The sequence below is a fragment of the Mesorhizobium sp. M5C.F.Ca.IN.020.32.2.1 genome (assembly GCF_004023105.1).
GTDB lineage: Bacteria > Pseudomonadota > Alphaproteobacteria > Rhizobiales > Rhizobiaceae > Mesorhizobium > Mesorhizobium wenxiniae.
In genome coordinates this window covers 1-1,645 of sequence record NZ_RZSX01001140.1, presented here as the reverse complement: position 1 = coordinate 1,645, position 1,645 = coordinate 1, and the positions used below count along the sequence as shown (strand labels likewise).

The window sequence follows — 1,645 nt, the reverse complement described above, 5'->3', positions numbered from 1 at the left end:
GTTCAGGCCAAGGACGACGAGGTCGTCGTCTTCTCGTGGGCCGTCTATGAATCGCGGCAGAGCCGCGATGCGGTAATGGCCAAAGTGATGGCCGATCCGCGCCTGAACGGCGACTTGTCGACGATGCCATTCGACGGCAAGCGCATGATCTTCGGCGGCTTTCAGCCGTTCATCGAGTTGTAGGCCGGCAACGCATTACGCTAGGCGGTCGAGCAGCGGCTTGAGCCGGTCGCCATAGCGTTTCCACAGATCGACCGAGCCCTGGTACATCGGCTGGCGCACTTGCGCCGCCGACGCCGTGCGCACCGGCCGGTCGGTCTCGTGGAACGACAGCACCGCATCGTCCCATGGCAGGCCGAGATGGGCGATCAGCGCCCGCGTCTGCCCTTCCTGGTCGGCGACGAAATCCTCGTAGCGCACATCATGCACGACATCAGGCAGAACGGTGCGCCAATGCGCCATCATATCGGTGTAGAGATTGTGGAAATCGGCGAGCTCGCTGAGGTCGTAGCCGTAGCGGTGGCTGTCGCCGCGGAAATGCACCTTGTAGATCGACAGGCATGTCGCCGCCGCATCGCGCACGCAATGAATGACCTTGGCCTTGGGCAGCATCAGATGGATGAAGCCTACCAATAGGAAATTGCCGAGCATCTTGTCGGTGACGTGCTGGAAACCCGGATAGCGGGCGTGCAGCAGGTCTAGATAGGCCTGGCCTGCCTCGGCATAGGCCTTGTCGGGCATGTCGGCGATGCCCCAGGGAAAGCCGCCCTTCATACCAGGCGGAAACTGCTTGCCGAGCGCCGTCTTCAATATGCCGAGCTCACCGGCGCCATAGACCTGCGGATGGCTGGCGATGATCTGCTCGACCAGCGTGCTGCCGGAGCGCGGCATGCCGACGACGAAGATCGGCGTATCGTCGGCGATCCCGCTCGGTCTGTGCTTGTCGAAGAAGGGCTTGTCGAACACCGCCTTCATCGCCTCGAACTCGGCGCGTGTCTTGGCCGCATCGTAGTCGATGCCCATACGGCGGATCGCATTGCCTTCGGCGAAATAATCGAAGGCACGGCCATAATCCTTCAAATCGTCATTGGCCTTGCCGAGGCCGAAGGAAAGCTGCATGCGCGCCACGCTGCCTTCCGGGGCCTTGGCGTGCTGCGCCTCCATCCCGGCAAGCTCGGCGTCGCGCTCCTGCTGGCGCTTGACCTGGGTGAGCATCAGCCAGGCCCTGGCCATGCCGGGATCGACCGCCAGCGCCTGCCGGAAATGCTCCGCCGCCTCTCCGAGGCTGCCCTTCTCCATCAGCCCGACGCCCAGACCGTGCAGCAAATCGGCGTCCTTCGGCCGAATTGCCAGTGCTTCGCGGAAGACGGCAAGCGCCTCGTCGAGCCGCCCAGCCTCCTGCAGCGTTTCGGCAAGCCCAATTCGGGCGCGGACATGGAACGGGTTGCGACCTATGGTGCCTCGATAAATCTCCTCCGCGCCCTCGAACTGTCCGAGCTGCTTAAGCGAGGAGCCGAGATTGTCGCGCGCCGCGAGCTGGTCCGGCCGCAGCGCCACCGCGCCACGGAAGAAATCGACGGCTGCACCGAGACGGCCGAGGTCGCGCATCACCGTGCCGAGATTGTTGAGGAAATCCGGATTCTTG

At 63.7% G+C, this 1,645-nt stretch carries 2 protein-coding genes; one reads left to right on the top strand and one right to left on the bottom strand.

Annotation, left to right across the window (positions count from 1 at the left end; translation table 11 throughout):
* On the top strand, nt 1-183 hold a 183-nt coding region (locus EOA86_RS33690; RefSeq protein ID WP_128345492.1), incomplete at its 5' end, for a DUF1428 family protein.
* 12 nt (nt 184-195) lie between these two features.
* Here EOA86_RS33690 and EOA86_RS33685 read toward each other — a convergent pair.
* On the bottom strand, nt 196-1,645 hold a 1,450-nt coding region (locus EOA86_RS33685), incomplete at its 5' end, for a sulfotransferase (RefSeq protein WP_128345490.1).